Source organism: Pseudaeromonas sp. HNCC25DJ180 (assembly GCF_055413345.1).
Map to the genome: position 1 here is coordinate 135,053 of NZ_JBVAYF010000001.1, position 16,904 is coordinate 151,956.

The window sequence follows — 16,904 nt, forward strand, 5'->3', positions numbered from 1 at the left end:
GGCTTTGTGGCTGACAAATGGCAATCCCGTCATTACCATGAGAGTCACAAATCGCCTCGCCTGACGAGGCCCCACTCCAGGACGCCCTATGAGCCAGCACGCCTTACGCCTACCCGACCAACCCAATCGCTACGCTTTGAGCCAGATGGCCGTAATCCGCTTGAGCGGCCCGGATCGAGTCAAGTACCTGCACAGTCAGGTCACCTGCGATGTCCAAGCCCTCGCTGCGGGCGCCCAGAGCCTGGGGGGCTACTGTGATGCCAAGGGCAAGCTCTGGTGTGACTTCCGTCTGGTGGTGCTCGAAGAGGCCTTGTTGCTGCTCACCAAGCAGTCGGTGATCGCCAAGAGCCTGGCCGAGCTGAAAAAATATGGGGTTTTCTCCAAGGTGGAGATTGAGGAGATAAGCTCGACCCTCTCCTGTGTCGGCGTGGCCGGGGTTGGCAGCGATGAGTGGGTCTCCCAACATCTGGGGCTCTCGACCAGTGGCCTGCTGCCAGGCGGTGCCGCCGTGCAAGTTGAGGCGGATCGCTGGCTGCTACTGGGCGTGCCGCAGGCCGCCGAGCTGCCAGAGCAAGCCGAAACCGACTGGTGGGGGCTGGAGATAGAGGCGGGTCTGCCGCATATGAGTGGCGAGCATCAGGGGGAGTATATTCCGCAGATGCTCAACCTGCAGGCTCTAGGGGGCATCAGCTTCACCAAGGGGTGCTACATGGGGCAAGAGACAGTGGCCCGCGCCAAGTACCGGGGCGCCAATAACCGCGGCCTGTTTATTCTTGAGGGCCAGACCACCCAGCCGGTCCCCCCCGGCGCCCAACTGGAGTTGCAGCTGGGTGAGCAGTGGAAGCGCTCAGGCCTGGTGCTCGACTGCTGGCAACAGGGCGAGACGCTACTGATCAGCGCCGTGCTGCCACTAGATAGCGCAGCCGACGATCACTGGCGACTGAAAGCCGACCCGCAGTCGACGCTGAGCCTGCGTCCCCTGCCCTACTCTCTAGCGGAGTAGCCCCCCGGCTCAACGCAACACCATCACATCCCCCGGCTCGTGCAGCAGCCGGGCGAGCGGCGCCTCCTCCGCCTGCGGATGAGGTGCCAGGTGAATTCCGCCTATGATCAGCAGATGACTCTCATGGCTGGCCAGGCTCCTGGTCAGCCACTCACAGATAGCCCCCGAGACCAGCTCCCATCGGGGTAACGGCAGGGGCAAGCCCACCAACCAGCTCGCCAATTGCCGCTCGGCCACGGCATGCAGGCTCTCATCATTCGAGGCAAGCACATGGCGCACCAGCAACTGGGCCCCCTGCTGCCGGGCCAGAGCCGTCGCCCGCCGTAACACCTTCTGCCCCGCCGCATCCAGATCGACAAACAGGGTGATGTGCAAGGGCTCCCGCCAGAAGGGGCGATCCTCATCCAGCAGCAACAGATCACAGCCCAGACGCGCCAGCAGGGGCTCGGCCGCCTGCTGCTGCAACCAGCTGAGTAACCCAGAGCGCTGCCTGGCCCCCAGGATCAGCACATCGGCCTTGAGCTCGACCACGGCACGCAAGATCTCATCAGCCACCACGCCACAGCAGACCCGGCACTCGCCGTGCTGGGAAGGCAAGGCGGCCACCTGCTGCTGCAAATAGTCCAGGGTCTCCCGCTGCAGGTTGGCCAGATGGCTGGCATCGCCCTGGCTAAGTCCAGGCTCATCCCTTGGTAGCACTGTGATGATGTGCAACCGGGCGCCCATGCGCTGAGCAAACTTGCCCGCACGCTGTAACAGATGGCGTACATCGTGGCGTAGATCCACGGCGACCAGAATATGGGCGTAGCGCATGACACCTCTCCTCTATTACCAGGCTTGGGGGGATCTGGCTTTTCACGGCCCTCTTCTGAGGCTAGAGAGCCCAGCACCAATTTGCCAGCCGCGCCCGCAAAATCAACCGTCTGGTTTGGCGGGCGCCATCTCGGCCAGATGACGGATGGCGCTATAGAGATCGCTGCAGACCCGGATCCCCCCTTCGCCTACCGGCACCCCAGCCTGTTGTAACCAGTTGGTCAACGAGGTACGCCGCCCAGCCAGCCAGAGCTGGATCCCCTGCCGCTGCAGGTCGCGCTGCAACTCGGCCAGCATGGTCATCACGCTGATATCCTGCTGGTTGAAGGAGGCCACCGCATCGATGATGAGCACCTTGACTGGCGCATTGCTCTGCAGCAACGAGCTCCAGACCCGGCGCTTGAAGTAGGCGGCATTGAAGTAGGTGAGCGGCGAGTTGAAACGGTAGACCAGCACACCAGGAATGGCATGGATGTGGCTGCTGCGCCCCAAGGAGTGGACCACCCCTTTCTCATCAACCCCAAGCAGCTGATCTGTGGGGCGCATTATGCTGTGCAGAAATTGAAACAACCCCAGCAGCACGGCAAAACCAATCCCCGGCAGCACACCGATACACAGCACGCTGGCAAAGGTCGTCAACGCCAACCAAAACGCGGGGCGATCGCTGTGCCGTAAGGAGTAGAGGCCAGGAAAGTCGGTCAACCCCATGGCCGCCACCACCAGCACCATGCCCAGGGTGGCTACCGGCAGGTATTGCAGCGCATCAGTAAAAAAGAGGGTCACCAGGCCGATGAGCAGGGCGGCAACTACTGAGACTAGCTGGCTCTTGCCGCCATTCACATCATTGATCGCGGTGCGCGACATGGTGCCGCTGATGGCAAACCCCAGGGAGAGGCCCGAAGCGATGTTGGCCAACCCCAGAGCACGAAACTCCTTGTCCGCATCCACCTCATAGCCATTCTTGGCGGCAAAGGTTCGCACCGTTAGCATCATGCTGACGAAACTCACCAGCGCCAGGTTAAACGAGGGCACGACCATCTCCCGCAGCAGTTGCGGCTGGACGGCCGACCAGCTCAGCTCCGCCAAGCCAGAAGAGAGCGGCCCCAGGGTCGCAATCCCCAGGTGGGGAAAATCGAGAAGATAGGAGAGGCCGCCGCACAGCGACATGGCGAACAGCGGGCCGGACCAGAGTGGGCGCCAACGCTGGACCAGCAGCAGGATGAGCAGCGTGAAGAGGCTGACCGCCAGGGTCAGACTCTGAGTCTGGGCCAGGTAGTGAGGTACCTGGAGTACCTGCTCGATCAGTCCCCGCTCCTCGTAGTGAAACCCGAGCAACCGGGCGGTTTGACCGACGATTATGGTCAATGCCACCCCGTTGAGCAGACCCAGCAAGATGGGTTTGGAGAGAAACTCGGCCAGGGCCCCCAACCGCAACCAACTCCCCAGCAGGCACCAGATGCCGGTCATCAGGGTCATGATCACCGTCAACTGCCACTGCCGCAGCGGATCACCGCCCGCCAAGGGCGCCACCACCGCGGCGACCACGGCACAAGTGGCCGCATCCGGCCCTATGATCAGTTGCCGGGAGGTGCCAAATAGGGCATAAACTAGCAGTGGCAATATGCAAGAGTAGAGGCCAGCTATGGGACTCACCCCCGCCAACGAGGCATAGGCGATGGAGACCGGCAGGGCCACAGCCGCCACGGAGAGGCCCGCCCGCAGATCACACCAGAACCAGCTAGGACGGTAGTGTTGCAAGGTCGCCAGGCCCGGAGCCCAGTGCAACACCTTGACAGAACTTGGCATAGCGCTCACTCCAAGTAAAAGGAAGTGGAACTCCCTATACGATCAACATAGTTGTCCTTAGAATCATGGTGCAACCCTTTGTCACATATTAAAAAATGACTCGGCATCCGGATCACAGGACGGGATTGACTCTATGGCGTGGTGCACAAGGTGTCTGATGATGTTGCTTCTCTGGGCTCAGGCATCCCACGCCCTGGAGCCTGTGACCCTGCAACTGAAGTGGGTCCACCAATTCCAGTTCGCCGGATACTACATGGCTCTGGAAAAGGGCTTCTATCGGGAGGCCGGATTAGCGGTCACCCTCAGACCTAATGGCTATAACGGCGCCTTTGTCTCTCCCGTCAATGCGGTATTAAGGGGCGACGCCCACTATGGCATCTCCAACTCGGGTCTGATCCGCGACTATGCCGATGGCAAACCCGTGGTCGCCCTGGCCGCAACCTTGCAACACTCAGCCGTCAGTTGGCTGGTGCTGGAGCGCCCGGACATCCAGAATCTGCATGATTTGGTCGACAAGAAACTGATGACCGTCTTCCCGCTCAGTGAGAGCGTAGAGTTGCTGGCCCCCTTTCATGCCGAAGGCGTAGAGAGTAACAGACTCAATCTAGTGCAGACCACCTTCACTCTCGAGCCGCTGATCCAGCACCAGGTGGACGCCTATGATGCGTATGTCACCAATGAGCCCTTCGAGCTGGAACAGCGTGGCATCGCCTATCGGCTGATCGATCCTCGCACCTATGGCATCGACTTCTATGGGGATGTGCTCTTCACCTCACAGAATGAAGTCCGGCTGCATCCCGATCGCGTCAGCCGTTTTCGCACGGCCTCACTCCGGGGATGGCACTATGCGATGGAGCATATAGAAGAGACCATAGCCGTCATCCAGCGGCAATACGCCCCTGGAAAGAGCGCCAAACAGCTACGATTTGAGGCCAAATCCATGACCCGGTTGATGCAGCCCGAATTGATCGACATAGGGCATATGAATCCAGGGCGCTGGCAACGGATTGCCGAAATTCAACTGGCCAAGAGCCAGCTGACCAATCTGGATCTGGAGCCATTTCTCTACTCGGAACGACGGATAAATGGCTTCATCAGCAACTATCTGCGCCTCCTGGGCGGCCTGTTGCTCTTTTCCCTGCTCCTGCTGATCGGCATAGTCTGGTACTACCGTCTCAATCGACGGCTCAAACTCGAAATCCAGGCGCGCCAACGGGCGGAAGAAGCCCTGATCCAGCTGGCTGAAACCGACCCGCTGACCGGGCTACATAACCTGCGTTACATGAGCCAAACGCTCAATCGCGAACTGGCGGGCTACCAACGGCATGGTCAGGCTTTCTGCCTGTTGATCCTGGATATCGATCACTTCAAGGCGGTCAACGATGCCTGGGGACATCCGATAGGCGACAGAGTGCTGGCCGAGTTTGCCCTTTGTCTGACCACCCACTGCCGCTGCACCGATGAGGTCGCCCGCATTGGTGGAGAGGAGTTCCTGATCCTGCTGCGAGACGTGAAACTCGAACAGGCCAGCCTGATTGCCGAGAAGCTGCGCCAGGAAGTCGCCAAACTCAAGATCGTCACGCCCGATGACCACCAGTTCATCACCCTCACCTGCAGCATAGGCATCACCCAGATGCAGGCGGAGAGCACTCAATCCAACCTTCTGCTTAGCCAGGCAGACAAGGCGCTCTATCAAGCCAAGGCCCTAGGCCGCAATCGGGTTGAGATCTACCAGCCAGCCACCTAGAATCGGAGCTCGCGCCCTATCGGATCTCCCCATGACCCACCTTGCTCGCCGTCTTAGTACCTGGTTGCTCTGCCTGCTCCTCCCTGGGCTGTTTGCTAGCCAAACCGCCCAAGCCGACGCCCCCATAGGCGCCGTCTGCGTCATTCGCGTCGGCGATCAGCTGTTGATGGTGCAGGATAGACTCAGCCGCCGCTTCAGCCTGTCGGGTGGTTATATCGATGGTGACGAAACCCCGGAGCAGGCGGCCCTGCGCGAACTATGGGAAGAGACAGGGCTGCATGGTCGCATCATAGCCCCACTCACCGACTATGGGGAGACGCCCGGGCGGGCCCGTTTTTTTGCCTGCCAAAGCCTTGAGCCTATTCGCTGGCAGGCCCCCAGCCAGAGCATCGACATGTTACGGGCCCCCAATCTGGGCGGGGAGATCATGAGCGTGCGTCTGGTGAACCCTGAGCACCCTCAGGTGCTCCTGCGCTTTACCGAGCAACTGCAGGATCTGCATCTGGCCACACTGCTGCCGACCCTGCCGGAGAGCCCCCATCTGCAGTTGGCTAATTTCTGGGATGCCGCCTCACCCTGGCAGCAGCAGGAGTTAGGCTGGTCCCAAGCCTGGCAACACGAGACGGCCTTCCTGGCCCCCCTGTGGGCACTCACTAACCTGCTGGGTGAAGGTAGCAGCTATCTGCTGCTCTTGCCCTTGTTGCTCCCCCTCCTCGGCTGGCGCTGCGGTAGCCGGATCCTCTCCGCTCTGGTCGTGGTGAATCTGCTGATCCAGCTGGCGAAACTGGGCTTCGCCCTGCCGCGCCCCTTGCACTTTGACCCCGGCCTGGCCCTGCGTCCGGCCAGTGGCTTTGGCCTGCCCAGCGGCCATACGGCGCTGGCCATGCTCTGCTGGGGTCTGCTGTTGCCCCTGCTGCGCCCACGCCGCCCCTGGCTGATCGGGCTGGTGGTGCTCGGTTTGACCCTGCTCACCGGAGCAGCCCGGGTCTACTATGGCGTCCACTTTGTCAGTGATGTGCTGGGCGGAATGTTACTGGGTGGGTTACTGCTAGGGTTATGGCCCAAGCCCGAAAGTCGCGCGGCACATTGGCTCGCCACCCCCCGCTGTTGGTGGCTACTCACGCTGGTCAGCGGCTTAGGCGCCCTCTATTGGTTCGAACCCAGCTTGCTGTTTAGTGGAGCCCTGGCATCAGGCATAGCCTGGGGCACGGGCCAGAGCCTCCATAGGGAAGCCGTCACAGGATCGCGCCTGCAACGTCTGCGGGCCATGATGATCACCATGACGGGCCCCTTGCTCACTATGGCGCTACTGAGCCAACTGCCCCACTGGCTGCTGGACTCCAAGAGCCTGCTCGCCAGCGAAGCCCTGCTCTATCTGGCGCTGGGCTGGTGGCTAGCACGGGGTTGCTGGCTCGCCATGGCTAAAACGGCCACAGCCAATCATCGCCAGTAACAACAAGGCCGGGAGATCCCGGCCTTGTTCTAGTCGCGCTCCCAGTGGCACTCACGGGGCCGCCGTGGCACCGCTACTACTCGGCAACAGCTGATTGCTCCCTTGGCTCAAGGTGTCATTCACTTGCTGATTGAGTGTGCCGGTAGCGGCTGAGGTTGCCCCCTGCACCGCCCCGGATACCGCCGTCGCCGCAGCACCAGTGGCCTGCTGCTGCAACGCCTGGGGATCCAGCAAGGAGCGCATGGCGGTCGGCCAGGCCCCCAGTTGATCCGGAGCCAGAGCCGAGCCCTTAGCCGCCTCGGCCAAAGGCTCACTAAAGACCAGCGACTTACCCTGCTCCTGCAGCAACACCGCCATCTGGTTGCTCTGCGAGTTCCATACAAAGCCAGCTTGCTTGGCCAGAGGCCCAGTCACCTCGTTGTTGGAGAGAACATAGAAGAGGGGCCCCTCCTGCTGGATCTCATCGGCCGTCTTGAGCAACTGTACCGCAGTGCCATAGTGTTCCCCCAACAGCGGCTGCATCCGATCCTTGATCAACGGCTGCTCGAACAGGTTCACCTCATTCGGATCAAAACCCACCAGGGGCTTGAGCAGAGCCCACATCAATTGGCTCTGGGCGCCCATCAAGAGGGGCGCCACACAACCGGACAGTAACAGGCTGACTAACAGTACTTTAAGCAACACGATACAACGCATTGGGGTTCACTCCATGATGACAAAGCAGGCCAGAGGTCGAATGCTCAACCCTGTGTTCCATTATCATACCGTGCACACGGCCCCAGGCCGAGAGCTAATAGCCCCGAGCCAATGCCGCCTCGCGAATAAAATGGGGGGTCTGTAGCAGATAGTGGCTAAAGTGCACAGGAAATTTTCCAACTATTAGCCCGATCACAACCAAGCACAAGCGGTTCATCTGAAACTATGCCCCCCAAGGCCGTGCGGGGAGGGAGAGCACCCGAAGCCATGGCTAACGGCGGATATTACCGCCTGGGGACATAACACCTGGAATAATGAGACAAGGATTTCACATGAACACTTTTCTGCTACGCCCGCTGGCGCTCGCCACTCTGTTACTGACGCAGCCGCTCTACGCGGCCGAGTCAGCCCCGACGACACAGCTGGCACAAGCCCAAGCCGAAATTGACGCGGCTAATGATGCGGCCCTACAAGCCGCCATTCCTGGCCCCTCGGATATCGCCGTCACCAACCAGGCCCACCTGCAACTCCCCGAAGGGTTCAGCTATGTGCCGCGCAGCCAGGCTCAGCGTCTGCTGAAGGCCCTGGATGGCGAAGGCGATGGCGAAGTAGAGGGAATGGTGCTGCCCAACAGTGATGAAGAGCAGTGGATGATGGTGCTGAGCTATAAGCCGGCAGGCTACATCAAGGATGATGATGCCAAGGAGTGGAACCCGGACGACATGCTCAACAACCTGCGCGAGGGCACCGAAGCCGCCAACGCCGAGCGCAAGGCGCGCGGTATCTCCGAGCTGGAAGTCGTCGGCTGGGCCGAAGTCCCCCACTACAGCGCCCAGGAGCACCATCTGCGCTGGTCAGCCTCAGCCCGGGACAAGGGCAGCCAGGATCCCAACTACACCATCAACTACAACACCCTGGCCCTGGGCCGCGAAGGTTATGTGAGCATGAATCTGGTCACCGACCTGCAAAATGTCGAACGTCTGAAGCCCGTCGCTGGCAACCTGATCTCGGCCCTGAAATTCGATAGTGGCAAGCACTACAGCGACTTTAAGGAGGGCACGGATAAGGTCGCCGAATATGGTCTGGCCGCGCTGGTCGCCGGGGTCGCCGCCAAGAAGCTGGGCTTCTTCGCTCTGGCCGCGGTATTCCTTGCCAAGTTTGCCAAGATAATTTTGCTGACCCTGGTCGGGGGCGCGGCCGTGATTGGCCGCTTCTTCAAGCGCAATAAGGAATAACCCCCTCATGAAGGCACTGCTGCTATTACTCACTGCCGGTAAATTTGGCAAAGTCCTGCTGAGCATAGGCAGCATGCTGCTCTCCCTGGTCATCTATGCCCAGCTCTTCGGTTGGCCCTATGCCGCGGGTTTCATCCTGCTGCTCTTCGTCCATGAGATGGGCCACTTTCTCGCCGCCAAGCAACGAGGGCTGAAGGTGGGAGCCCCCACCTTTATTCCCTTCATCGGCGCCTGGATCGACCTCAAAGAGCAGCCCATGTCGGTGGAAACCGAGGCCTATGTGGCCTTCGCCGGACCCCTGTTAGGCAGCGTAGCCGCCCTGGGTTGTTACTATCTGGGACGGCAGAGCGGCCAGGATATCTGGCTGGCCCTGGCCTATATTGGCTTCTTGCTAAATCTATTTAACCTTATCCCCTTGAGCCCCTTCGATGGCGGCCGCATAGTCGCCATCATCTCCCCCCGGCTCTGGCTGGTTGGTGTCCCCGTGCTGGTGGCGCTCTTCTTCTACCGCCCCAGCCCCATGCTGATCCTGGTTGCCCTGCTCGCCGCGCCCCAGATCTGGGCCGTGTTGCGGGGGCAAGAGCAGAAGGATAAACCGGAGGGGTACTACCAGGTGTCACTGGAGCACAGACTGCAGTACGGCTGTTACTACCTGGCCCTGCTCGCCTTCCTGGCGGTCATGAGTCACGATGTCCACCTGATGTTGAGTCATTTACGCATCGCATAAACCACAACTAACTACAAACAACAAACAACAAACAACAAACCACATGCCAGATAAGGACATTTAGTCATGTTAATTAGAAATTTATCGATCGCCCGAAAGCTCACCCTCTCTTTCTCGCTCATCTTTCTCATTCTGCTGCTAGTCGGCGGGTTAACCATCAAGCTGCTCTCCTCCTCCAAAGCACAATTTGTCGAGGTCAGCGACAACATCATTCCCAGCCTGCAAGCCTCAGCCAAGCTGACGCAAGAGATCTCCGATGTTCGCCGAATGGAACTGCGCTACATGCTGTTGACCAATGCCGGCAACATGCAAGAGGGGCAGAAGCTGGTGAGTGACACCATAGCCAAGCTCGAAAAGAGCCTGCAGAGCTATGAACCCCTGATCGCCAGCGACGCGGAGCGCCAGCTCTACCAACAACTGGTTCAGCAGTGGCAAGCCTATAAACCCATCCACGACCAGATCATTCGCCTCAAGAGCGAGGGGCAGCATGAGGCGGCGACCCAGCTGGCCGTGAACTCCATAGCGCAATACAACCAGTTGGCGCCCATGGCCGCCGAGTTACAGACGCTCAATGCCAAGCATGCCGCCGAGATGCGCAGCGAATTTGTCGAGACCGATAAGTCGGCCACCCTCTGGATCGGTATCACGCTGACCCTCAGCGCCCTGTTAGTGATAGGCCTGGCGAGCTGGCTAACCCGGCAGATCCGCAACCCGCTCAATCACCTGGTCGAGCAGGCCAATCTATTGGCCCAGGGCAACCTGCGTGGTCATATCGACACCAAACGCTTCGCCCAAGATGAGCTGGGCACCCTGGCCACGGCGTTTATCGCCATGCATGGCAACCTTAAAGGACTCATCTCCGATCTGGCGGCCGCCATCCATCAGCTGAGTTCCGCCGTAGAGGAGGTGAATGCCGTCGCTAATCAGTCGGCCACTGGGGTTCACCAGCAGATGGGCGAAATCAATCAGTTGGCCACCGCCATCAATGAGTTGCAGAGCACGGTGCAGGAGGTTTCACGCAGCTGTAATGATGCCGCCAACTCGGCCAGTGCCGCCGCCAATGACAGCGGGGTTGGCCAGGAGGTGGTCAATCTCTCCATCCACAATACCGAGCGGGTGGCCCATGAAATTGAGGAGGCCGGGCAAATAGTGGAATTGCTGCAACAAGATAGTCAGAGCATAGGTGTGGTACTGGAAGTGATCCGCTCCATTGCCGATCAGACCAACCTGCTGGCATTGAACGCGGCGATTGAAGCGGCCCGAGCCGGTGAGCATGGCCGCGGCTTTGCCGTCGTCGCCGATGAGGTTCGCACCCTGGCCAAGCGCACCCAGGACTCCACCAGCGAGATCAACCGTATCATCGACATATTGCAAAAACGGGCGCTGCAGACCGCCGAGAGCATGCGCAACAGCCGTCAACTGATGCAGACCACGGTCAAGAGTGCCGGTGAAGTGGGCGCGACCATCAGCAAGGTAACCCAATCGGTCGAGCGCATCTCGGACATGAATAACCAGATCGCCAGCGCCACCGAGGAGCAGAGTTCGGTGACCGAAGAGCTCAACCGCAACATCACCAATATCCACGATACCGCCAATGAGGTAGCCAGTGGCGCCGAACAGACCGCGGCCGCCTGCCTCAGCCTGAGCCAACTGGCCAGTCAGTTACAGGGGCGCGTTGACCAGTTCCAGGTCTGAGCCATACTGCCCCGCCGCCCTGGCGGGGCAAGCCGCCAAACCCGCGCCTGCTATGATAAGGAAATCGCTCACTCACAGCCGGAGCTCACCATGCGGCTTACTCTATGCGTCCCTAACCTGCTGCTGATCAGCCTGCTGACCGGGCTCACCGCCTGCCGTGTCTATATCTCCTCCGGCGACCCGAACGATGAGCCCCAGGCGGAGATCCGCCTCGCCTCCTACCAGCAGCCCTGTGGCCCTGACGCGACCCAGCTCTGTTGGGTACAACAGCGCAGTGATGATGGTAACTGGCATGATCGCTACGAGCCCATCCAGGGGCTGGCATATCAGTGGGGCCATAGCTACCAGCTACGCATCAGCGGTGATCCTCTCGGTTTACCGGGCAGCCGCACCCAGCTAGTGAGTATTCTGGATGAGCACGCCGAGCCCATAGGTCATGAGTACCTGCTGGCCCATATCACCCTGGTGGCGGGCGCCTTCTCCGGACAGGGCAATCAGAACTACCGCTTCTATCAGCAGCGCTTTGTCTGTGAACCGCGGCTTGATTGTGACCGCCTGGTTGCCATGAGCGGCAGCCAGGGCCTCATCAGCCTGCGTTTTCGCTACACAGGCAACGACCTGACGCCCCTGGAACTCATCTGGTGGAATTGAGCCATCCCCCCACTGGGGAATAGTGTTACCCCGCTCACCCCTTGCCCTCTCCCCGGTTGTCAGCCGGCAATGGCTGGGTTAGCGTGCTAAAATAGTCATGAGCCATGGCTCTATACCGCCCAGCTTGACTGGCGGCCTTATTCACTCGCAGGGATGCCTAGCGCAAGCACTCACGCCTATGAAACTGCCGACGATAGAAGAAAATTCCTGGTGTTTACACTCTGGCGAAGCGGCCCACGCGACCCTGCCAGACTCCTTCACCATTCCGCCCCTAGCCGAGCGTCAGACTCTGCAGGTGGGGGATGCCGCACGCTTACTGTTTGAGATCCTCACCCTCGATGCCCATGGCCACAGCCGCGCCAATCAGGAGATCATGTGGGTGATAGTGGCCGAGTGCCATCCTGAATACTATATTGGCATTCTGGATGAGCAGCCTGGTTGCCTGGAGCCCAGCAGTGACAACTATGTGATCTTCGGTGCCGAGATCCCCTTTGGTGCCGAGCACATCATAGAGATAGCCCATCCCCCCCAGGATTACGCCGACTGGCAACTGAGCCAGAACCCCGAGCGCAGCTGGCCAAGATAGGTCCAGCCTGGTCAAGTTGTCGTGCACACGCTTCCGATGTTCACGCTAGGGGAGTGTGTCTCGAACCAAGCGCACCGGATTAGCAAGACTCTTGTCATCCTGACCTGCCACGCCCGCCTTGAAATCAAAATACCAGTAATCCAGTGTGCTCTGGGGCTCATGGCTGCTGCTCCAGTACCAATCCCCCTGCACATTGGGAAAGAGGGTTAGATCGATAGCAGGGTCGACGCAATCGGCCTTACGCAGACTAGCCAACTCAGCTATGGTCGGGAGTCGCCAGCCCTGATGTTCTGCCAAGCCATCCTGATGCAGCCGTTGGGCGAACTCCCAAGCCTGCATCACGGTCAATCGCTGCAACTTCCCCAGCTGACACTCAGGACCAGAGAGCCCGATCGGGCAGCGCTGCCACTCCAGTTTCTCTTGCTTATCCACTACGGTATCCGGGCTCCGTACCACAAACCGCTTATGATCGGTTGGCCGGGGCTTTTCCTGCTGACAGATCTGGGCTTGGGCTGCGAGAGTCGTCAAGCCCAGCAAGCCCAGCAAGCCCATCAGGAGTACCTGGTTACGTAATTGGTTAGTTCCCATAAGCGCTCTACCTCTCCTTGTGCATAAATGCAAAAGGGCTGCCCACTGGCAGCCCTTGATGAACAACGCCTTACTTGCTGGCAGCCAGCATGCTGGCCTTGATCCAGGTATGGACATCCGTGTTGTCAATGTAGCTACCATCGGCATTATGGCCCACCACCTCGGCAAACTTGGCATCCTTACCCTTGATGTAGCTAGTGTACTTGTCACTACCCGCCCCCTTGGCCCACAGACGCACCACTTCATTGGTGTGGTTGCCAGTCCAGTAACGCAAGGTCGGCAGGTTACCGGCCCCGGCATTCTTCACCGGAGCAAAGGCCACTGTATCAGAAGTGGTATCTAACGGCAGAGCATTACCATGGTCTGTGGTCACGATCAGCAGCGTCTCATCCCAGTTGCTGTTCTTCTCCACCCAGGCTTCGACGGCCGCCACGCTGCGGTTGAAATCACTGCCTTCTTCGATCAGCTGACCGGTCTGGTTAGCATGGGCCGCCCAATCGGTGGCCCCCCCTTCGATCATCACAAAGAAACCATCCGGATCCTTGCCCAGATAGTTAAGTGCGCCCTTCGACATGGTGGCCAGATCGGGCACAGAGCCGATCATCTTGATACCACTCGGTTGGCTCGGATCGGCGCCTAACACATCCAGGCTGCGCCCCTGTTGCAGAGTCCAACGCACCTTGGGCAGCCCCATCAGCGGACCCTTCACATCCAGATTGTTATTGGCCAGCAGATCGAAGCTGCCCTTATCTTCCAACAGGGTCCAGGTGGCTGCGGCGCCGCTGGGCTTGAGCTGGCCACTCTTGAGCGCCAACCACTCGGCCTGGGCTAGGGTGTCATAACGATTCTGACAAGCCGAGTTGGTCGCGCACTGCTCTGCGGTCAACTTGGTCAGATCGGTGCCATTGCCATCGAAGTCCGGGTGACCCGTCCCCATGATGAGATCTACATCACCAGCGGTCAGCATGGTACGAGCTATGGCCGGCAGATCGGAACGGCTGATATTTTGCGCAGCAAAGGTCGCCGGAGTGGCGTGCGAGAACTGGACTGAGGTGACCACACCGGTTGCCTTGCCTGCCTTCTTGGCAACCTGGGTGATGAACTCCATGGGATTGCCCATGTTGTCGTAGTTGATAGCGTTGTTATAGGTCTTCTGACCTGACGCTATGGCCGAGCCTGCGGCGGCCGAATCCGTGTAGTTACTGAGCAGATATTGATAACCCAGGATGGCCGCTTGGTATTTATCCGTCCATGGCGTACCTAGGGTCGGATCCCAGGCCTTGGCTGCATCGTAGCTGACCTTAGGCGCCATGTCCTTGGTTGGACTCTTGCTGGTGTTCAGTGGGTAGGTGGTCATACCCAGATGGACTGGCAATGCCTTGTAGGCCTCCAGATCATTCGCCTTGACCCCCTTATCCCAATTGGCGGCCATCTCCCAGGCGCCCCAGCTCGCCCCATCGTTGATCATCAGGATCACGTTCTTGGCCACCTTCACGGTCGGAGCAGGCGTTGGAGTTGGAGTTGGAGTTGGAGTTGGAGTCGGAGTCGGAGTTGGAGTTGGAGTTGGAGTCGGCGCAGGGGTCGGGGTAGAGGGCTTTGTCGGCGTAGTCGGAGAAGCCGTAGTAGAGCTCTTATCATCACTACCACAACCACTCAGAGTCATAGCAATAGTTGCCGCCAATAGGGTATAGCGTAAAGAAACTGGGGTAATCGTGCTCATGTGGCCTCCTAGCCTTGAAATAGAGCACTGACACTAGCGACTGACTATGACACACACGTTACACTATAACATGTACTTTTCGTCCTCGTTTTACTGGCTCAGCTGCCAACATGGTCGCCAGGGGCAGGAACCTTGTGACACCACGCCGCGCGGATCAAGCGATCTATGGGCTCCGCCTTAGCCGGAGTAAATAGACCCAGAGTCAGGGCCTCGCGCACCGTCAGCTCACCTCGTAACTGGCGCACTATCTGGCCTATGCTGCGCAGATTGGCCCGCATCCAACAATCCTCGGCACACCACTCCCCCTGATTGCAGGCTTCCCCATTCCAGCGCACCGCCTGGTAACCCCAAGGCTGGCCCAGGTGAAAGCCCCCATCCAGCGTCACCACGCCCTGCTCGGCATGGATCCGCAAGCGCTGAGTGATGCCATGCAACCCCGGGCGCGCCGCGCAACTGAGTTGCGCCGGAGTCGCGCCAATCCGGCAGTGGAGTGCGTCGCCTTGCCAGTGACTCTCCGACTCCACCCAGCGTGGCTCACCAAACAGATGAACCAGGAAGGAGAGCGGGTGACTGGCCACCTCCAGCCACCACTGTGCTGGGGAGAAACGCAGGGGCAGATCGTATTCACAGGCCAGTTCCAGCCGCTGTATGGCCCCCAGCCGAGGTTTAAGGGCGGCTATCTGCCGGGCTGAATCGAGAAAGGCAAAGGCGTAGTTGACCCAGACTCGCTCACCGACGCCCTGCAGCAACGACTCATCCCCCCGCAAACCAAACAGGGGCTTCTCGCAGATGACGGGCAGCCCCGCCAGTTGGCTCAGCAGGGCGGCATGGGTGATGGCAGGCGTGGCGAGCACCACCAGATCCAGCGCCAGATCCGGCTCCAACAGTCGAGCTACGGTATCGGTGGCCAGTGGCACCTGATGCTGCCGGGCTACGGCCTCCGCCAGCTCCTGAGGTAAGCCGCACAGCGCCACCACCTCGACCCCATGCTGCCGTAACCCCTGAATATAGATCTGCCCCCAGTTGCAACCTATGATGGCCGCGCGCATGCTCCCTCCTTCCCGCCATGAGATAACCCATCTTACCGCCATTCATCCCCCGCCCCTAAGGCCAGCGCAGATCCACCCGCAACGGGCAGTGATCGCTCAAGAGGGCTCCCCTGGCTTTGGCCGTTGCCCTATCCGTATCCGGCGACAGAGGGGACGCGCCCAGTGAGCCGGGCACGGCATGATCCAGCAGAGGGCCGCTCAGCAGAATATGGTCAATCGGATCGGCCCCATAGCGGGGTAGATAACAGCCATCAGGCTGTTGAAATCCCTGTGTCAGCCGCTGCAATTTGGCCCCCCTGGGCTGCTGATTATCCAGCTGCGACCAGAGCGCCTGCTCGTTGGCAAAATCACGATTGAAATCCCCCAGGATCACCAGAGGGGCGCCACTCTCCTGCTCCTGGTCTATGATGTGGGCCAGGATCCGGCCCTGGGCGGCCAGCTGTCGACAGGCCATAGTGCTATCGAGTTCCCCATACCGGCAACCGCTCTTCAGATGCACCACCAGCAGATGCAAGCTCCGGCCCGAGGCGAGCGTGAGCCGGGCCAGCAGGCCACCCCGCTGCTCACGCCAAAGCGGGCGCCCCAGCTCAGGCAAGGCGTGCAGTTGCAGTGTACCCAGCCGCGAGCGGCGCACGGCTATGGCGACCCGCTGCCTGGCGTTGACTGGTAGTGGATTGACCCACCACAGCCAGCTCCCTGGCTGTTGATAGTGACCATCGGCCAGAATAGCGGCCAATGCCCGCGCGCTCTGCACCTCCTGAAAGGCAATAATATCGGCATCCAGCCGGGCCACCTGGCGAGCCAGCTCGGAATAGGCCGCAGCAGAACGAAAGAGGCCGCTGCGACAGGCCGGAGTGGGGCGATGCGCCATATCAGGGTAGGCTCTGGCCTCGGCTCGGCACTGGCTGATCATGGCAACAGAGAGCGGCTCATCGGCCAACCAGGCGATATTGAAGGTGGCGATGCGCAGGGTCTCGCTGGCATGACCCCAGGGGGGCAGCAGCAGCCACAACAGCGTGGCGGCAAGCGTCAGACCTGGCTGGGTAAACAACCTACAGCTGGCAAGCATTGGCGGCACTCCGTGCGACCCTGGACACCATGACTATAGTCGCCTCCGCCCCCAGCCACAGATCCA

General features: G+C 60.1%; 15 protein-coding genes. 8 read left to right on the plus strand and 7 right to left on the minus strand.

The window, feature by feature from the left end; all coding sequences use genetic code 11:
• The first annotated feature begins 88 nt into the window (after positions 1-88).
• Complete coding sequence (gene ygfZ / locus ACZYTD_RS00620; RefSeq protein WP_463887827.1) at positions 89-1,003, plus strand: tRNA-modifying protein YgfZ; 915 nt, start codon at positions 89-91, stop codon at positions 1,001-1,003.
• A 9-nt stretch (positions 1,004-1,012) separates the two neighbouring features.
• On the opposite strand, the gene ACZYTD_RS00625 is transcribed toward ygfZ, so the two are convergent.
• Together ACZYTD_RS00625 and ACZYTD_RS00630 are read right to left on the minus strand one after the other, a co-directional pair.
• Positions 1,013-1,816 (minus strand): universal stress protein, encoded by an 804-nt coding sequence (locus ACZYTD_RS00625; protein ID WP_463887830.1) that lies wholly within the window; start codon positions 1,814-1,816, stop codon positions 1,013-1,015.
• Between the two features lie 102 nt (positions 1,817-1,918).
• Positions 1,919-3,622, minus strand: coding sequence for a SulP family inorganic anion transporter (locus ACZYTD_RS00630; RefSeq protein WP_463887833.1), 1,704 nt, complete (start codon positions 3,620-3,622; stop codon positions 1,919-1,921).
• Between the two features lie 157 nt (positions 3,623-3,779).
• Between ACZYTD_RS00630 and ACZYTD_RS00635 the strand changes: the two genes are divergently transcribed.
• Together ACZYTD_RS00635 and ACZYTD_RS00640 are read left to right on the plus strand one after the other, a co-directional pair.
• On the plus strand, positions 3,780-5,369 hold the full coding sequence (locus ACZYTD_RS00635) for a sensor domain-containing diguanylate cyclase (protein ID WP_463887836.1): 1,590 nt from the start codon (positions 3,780-3,782) through the stop codon (positions 5,367-5,369).
• A gap of 31 nt (positions 5,370-5,400) precedes the next feature.
• A complete protein-coding gene (locus ACZYTD_RS00640; protein ID WP_463887839.1) occupies positions 5,401-6,822 on the plus strand; it encodes a bifunctional NUDIX hydrolase/phosphatase PAP2 family protein in 1,422 nt (473 codons plus the stop codon).
• 51 nt (positions 6,823-6,873) lie between these two features.
• Here ACZYTD_RS00640 and ACZYTD_RS00645 read toward each other — a convergent pair whose 3' ends face one another.
• On the minus strand, positions 6,874-7,518 hold the full coding sequence (locus ACZYTD_RS00645) for a hypothetical protein (protein ID WP_463887842.1): 645 nt from the start codon (positions 7,516-7,518) through the stop codon (positions 6,874-6,876).
• Between the two features lie 332 nt (positions 7,519-7,850).
• Here ACZYTD_RS00645 and ACZYTD_RS00650 point away from each other — a divergent pair, with 332 nt between their 5' ends.
• The 5 genes from ACZYTD_RS00650 (at position 7,851) to ACZYTD_RS00670 (ending at position 12,412) form a co-directional block, all read left to right on the plus strand.
• Positions 7,851-8,753 carry a DUF2167 domain-containing protein gene (locus ACZYTD_RS00650; RefSeq protein WP_463887844.1) on the plus strand — a complete coding sequence of 301 codons (903 nt, stop codon included), beginning with the start codon at positions 7,851-7,853 and terminating at the stop codon, positions 8,751-8,753.
• Between the two features lie 7 nt (positions 8,754-8,760).
• On the plus strand, positions 8,761-9,480 hold the full coding sequence (locus ACZYTD_RS00655) for a site-2 protease family protein (RefSeq protein ID WP_463887846.1): 720 nt from the start codon (positions 8,761-8,763) through the stop codon (positions 9,478-9,480).
• A gap of 66 nt (positions 9,481-9,546) precedes the next feature.
• Positions 9,547-11,175 (plus strand): methyl-accepting chemotaxis protein, encoded by a 1,629-nt coding sequence (locus ACZYTD_RS00660; RefSeq protein ID WP_463887848.1) that lies wholly within the window; start codon positions 9,547-9,549, stop codon positions 11,173-11,175.
• Between the two features lie 90 nt (positions 11,176-11,265).
• A complete protein-coding gene (locus tag ACZYTD_RS00665; RefSeq protein ID WP_463887850.1) occupies positions 11,266-11,826 on the plus strand; it encodes a DUF4377 domain-containing protein in 561 nt (186 codons plus the stop codon).
• 178 nt (positions 11,827-12,004) lie between these two features.
• Positions 12,005-12,412: a hypothetical protein gene (locus ACZYTD_RS00670; RefSeq protein WP_463887852.1), complete on the plus strand. Its 408-nt coding sequence runs from the start codon at positions 12,005-12,007 to the stop codon at positions 12,410-12,412.
• A gap of 45 nt (positions 12,413-12,457) precedes the next feature.
• Here the strand turns inward: ACZYTD_RS00670 and ACZYTD_RS00675 are convergent, their stop codons facing one another.
• The 4 genes from ACZYTD_RS00675 to ACZYTD_RS00690 form a co-directional block, all read right to left on the minus strand.
• On the minus strand, positions 12,458-13,000 hold the full coding sequence (locus ACZYTD_RS00675) for an Lcl C-terminal domain-containing protein (RefSeq protein ID WP_463887854.1): 543 nt from the start codon (positions 12,998-13,000) through the stop codon (positions 12,458-12,460).
• 70 nt (positions 13,001-13,070) lie between these two features.
• Positions 13,071-14,468: an alkaline phosphatase gene (locus ACZYTD_RS00680; RefSeq protein WP_463888455.1), complete on the minus strand. Its 1,398-nt coding sequence runs from the start codon at positions 14,466-14,468 to the stop codon at positions 13,071-13,073.
• A 350-nt stretch (positions 14,469-14,818) separates the two neighbouring features.
• Positions 14,819-15,769 carry a Gfo/Idh/MocA family protein gene (locus ACZYTD_RS00685; protein WP_463887855.1) on the minus strand — a complete coding sequence of 317 codons (951 nt, stop codon included), beginning with the start codon at positions 15,767-15,769 and terminating at the stop codon, positions 14,819-14,821.
• Positions 15,770-15,824: 55 nt separating this feature from the next.
• The gene (locus ACZYTD_RS00690) at positions 15,825-16,838 is read right to left on the minus strand and encodes an endonuclease/exonuclease/phosphatase family protein (RefSeq protein WP_463887857.1); all 1,014 of its coding nucleotides are present in this window, start codon (positions 16,836-16,838) and stop codon (positions 15,825-15,827) included.
• Between the last annotated feature and the right edge of the window lie 66 nt (positions 16,839-16,904).